3 protein-coding genes are annotated in these 3391 nt (G+C 68.5%); all 3 read right to left on the bottom strand.

What is annotated here, in order from left to right; all coding sequences use genetic code 11:
* Positions 1-30: 30 nt before the first annotated feature.
* Positions 31-1899, bottom strand: coding sequence for a M1 family metallopeptidase (locus tag NON22_RS21995; protein ID WP_257389142.1), 1869 nt, complete (start codon positions 1897-1899; stop codon positions 31-33).
* A gap of 367 nt (positions 1900-2266) precedes the next feature.
* Positions 2267-3016, bottom strand: a complete 750-nt coding sequence (gene ubiE / locus NON22_RS21990; protein ID WP_257389141.1) for a bifunctional demethylmenaquinone methyltransferase/2-methoxy-6-polyprenyl-1,4-benzoquinol methylase UbiE — start codon at positions 3014-3016, stop codon at positions 2267-2269.
* 78 nt (positions 3017-3094) lie between these two features.
* Positions 3095-3391: magnesium chelatase subunit ChlI family protein (locus NON22_RS21985; protein ID WP_484600513.1), on the bottom strand; the 297-nt coding region annotated here is incomplete at its 5' end.

The following is a 3391-nucleotide window of genomic DNA, read 5'->3' as shown; positions in this document are numbered from 1 at the left end:
GGCGGCTCCCGGCCGCCGCTGCGCGTGCGATCACGACTTCGCCTTGCCCTTGGCCTTGTCCAGCGCGGCCTGCACCGACGTCGTCGTGATCGGGTGGTAGCCCTGGCGCGCCTTCGTGAACACGCCTTCGGCGAAGGCCAGTCCGTCCGGCGTCGCCATCAGCGCTTCCCAGGTCGGCATGATGAGCTTGCGCCGGCCGATCGCGATCAGGAATTTCTCGATCGCCGGGCGAGCCTGGGTATAGCCGCTGCGCACGGTCAGCGGATACCAGCGCTGGGCGATCTCGCCGTTGGCCGTGCCGCCGAAGTGCAGCGCCGCGTCAAGTTCGGCGAGCTGCTTCGTGTCGAGCTTCTCGGGCAGGCCTTCGAGGAAGTGCACGGTTTCCAGGGTGCCCCACTTCGCCGCGGCCAGCGAGGCTGCGTCGCGCTTGCCGGCCTGCCAGTCGGCGCGTGCGGCGTCGATCTTGTCGAAGCGCGCCGACTTGGCCGCGACGGCCGTGGCCGGCAGTCCCGGCTGCTTGAGCCAGGCCTCGATTTCTTCCGGCTTGACCTTGCCCGGGTGCTTGTCGATGAGGTTCTTCTGCAGATAGCCGACGAACGTGTCGCTGTCGACGCTCTGGAACGCGTGCTGATCGAACCAGCCACGCAGGAAGCCGTCGAACGTCGCGCGGCCGAAGCGCTGCTCGAGGAAGCTCAGGAACCAGGCGCCCTTGATGTAGGCGACCTGGGTCAGCGCTTCGTCGGGATCGCGGCCGGTCAGCGGCGCGAGCATCAGCAGCTGGTCGGCCGGCGCGAGCTCGGCCATTTCCTGCTTGAGGCCGAACTGGCTGATCACGTCTTCCATGTCGGCCTGCTCGCGGCCGTAGACGGCCTCGACGATGCGGTTCTCGACATAGCTCGTGAAACCTTCGTTGAGCCAGATGTCCTTCCAGCTCGAGTTGGTCACGAGATTGCCCGACCAGGAATGCGCGAGCTCGTGCGCGACCAGCGAGGTCAGGCTCTTGTCGCCGACGATGACGGTCGGCGTCGCGAACGTCATGCGCGGGTTTTCCATGCCTCCGAACGGAAAGCTCGGCGGCAGCACGAGGATGTCGTAGCGGCCCCAGCGATAGTCGCCGTAGAGCTTCTCGGTCGCGACGATCATCTTCTCGGTGTCTTCGAATTCCTTGGCCGCCTTCTCGACCATGGACGGCTCGGCATAGACCGCCGTGCGCGGTCCCGTGCTCTTGACCGCGATGTCGCCGACCGCGATCGCGAGCAGGTAGGACGGAATCGGCTTGTCCATCGCGAAATGGAATTCGCCGGAGCCGACCGCAAGGCTGGGATCGTTGTTCGCACTCATGACCGCGCGCAGCGGCTTGGGCACGTGCACGTCGGCGGTGTAGGTGAAGCGCACGGTCGGCGTGTCCTGCAGCGGCACCCAGGAACGCGCGTGGATGGCCTGCGACTGGGAGAACAGGAACGGATGCAGCTTGCCGGCGGTCTGCGCCTCGCTGAGCCACTGCAGCCCCGAGGCGTTCGGATTCGTCGCGTAGGAGACGCGGATCTTCGGCGCCTGCTCGTCGAGCGTCACGATCAGCGGCGCGCCGAGGATCTTGTCGGCATTGCCGAGCGAGAACTTCGCCGGCGTGGCCTTGCCGACCGCATCGATGATTTCCACGGTCGCGATCGCGAGGTCGCGGGTGTCGAGCTTGAGCTCGCGCGCGGCCTTGTCGCGCCAGTCGAGGCTGAGCTCGGCCTTGCCCACGATCTGGCGCGACTTGAACGCGACGTGCAGATCCAGCGCGAGCTGGGTCACGCGGACCTTGTCGGTTTCGGCGTAGGAATTCGGATCGTTCGCGGCCTGGGCGGAAACCGCGAACAGGGCGAGCGCAGGCAGCAGGGCATGGATGGAGGGCATGGCGAACCCGGGCGGCGGAAAGAAGCGCCGAGTATGCCACCGCCGCGCGGGGCCGCCAGTTGCCCGGTGTTGCGCGGCGAAGGCATTGCGGTGTGCGGCTCACGCGCGGTGCCGGAGACGCGCCGCATCGACGCCCGGATCCCGGCGACGCGGCGACGCGGCGACGCGGCACAGGCCGTCACGGCGACACGGCGAGGAGCAGTGCTGCCGGCCTGGTCGAATTGCCCGGCCTCGTCGCGGACGGGCAGCGCCGCCTTCGCTCGTGCGCCGGCCCCGGCATGCCGCCGGCCCGTCGATGCTGTCGGGCTCGACGGTCGTAGTCAGGCTGCTCCGCCCGGTGCGGCGTCGACCGGGTCGCCGTGCTCGTTCAGACGCGATAGCCGCGATGGATCGCGACGATGCCGGCCGTGAGGTTGCGCACCTCGACTTTCGCGAAGCCGGCCTGTTCCAGCATGCCGGCCAGGGTGGCCTGGTTCGGGTGCTTGCGGATGGATTCGGCCAGGTAGCGGTAGCTGTCGGCGTCCTGCGCGAACAACCGGCCCAGCCGCGGCAACACCTGGAACGAATGGAAGTCGTACAGCGGCTTGAGCCAGTCCCGGCGGACTTCGGAGAATTCGAGAATCAGCGCGCGTCCGCCGATCTTGAGCACGCGATGCATTTCCCCGAGCGCGCGCTGCTTGTCGGTGACGTTGCGCAGGCCGAACGCGATCGTGACTGCGTCGAAGCTCTTGTCCGGGAACGGCAGCGCCTCGGCGTTCATCTGCGCATAGCGCAGGCCCTGCACGAGGCCGCGGTCGGTCAGCCGATCGCGGCCGACGCGCAGCATCGCGCTGTTGATGTCGCCGAGCACGACCTCGCCTTCTTTTCCGACCAGCGGCAGCAGCAGCGCCGCGATGTCGCCGGTGCCGCCGGCCAGGTCCAGCACGCGGTCTCCGCGGCGCAGGCCGCTGATCGCCGCGAAATGGCGCTTCCAGAGCCGGTGTATGCCAAACGACATCAGGTCGTTCATGAGGTCGTAGTTCGTCGCGACCGAAGTGAAGACTTCGCCGACGAGCTTCTGTTTTTCGGCGACCGGAACGTCGCGATAGCCGAAATGCGTGGTGGATGGGTCGCTCATAGGCTGCGCATGCTAGCGCAGCCGGGCCGGCCTATCACGGGCTTGCGGCAGGACGCCGCGGGACGGGCCGGCGAATGCTCATGCGCGCCGGTCCAGCCGCCGATACTGGATCGCTTCGGTCAGATGCGCCGTCGCGATGTGTTCAGCGCCGGCGAGATCGGCGATCGTGCGCGCGACGCGCAGCAGGCGGTGGTAGGCGCGCGCCGACAGGTTCAGCGCGTCGGCCGCGCGCTCCAGCAACGTGTGGTCCTGCCTGGCCAGCGCGCAGTCGCGGCCGACTTCATGCGCCTGCAGCTGCGCGTTGGTGCGGCCGGCGCGCGCGAGCTGGCGCCCGCGCGCCGCGGCGACGCGCGCCGCGACGACGGCGCTGCTTTC

Source organism: Tahibacter caeni, from assembly GCF_024609805.1.
Lineage (GTDB): Bacteria > Pseudomonadota > Gammaproteobacteria > Xanthomonadales > Rhodanobacteraceae > Tahibacter > Tahibacter caeni.
The sequence above is the reverse complement of the archived record's forward strand: the minus strand, read 5'-3'. Positions and strand labels throughout refer to the sequence as shown.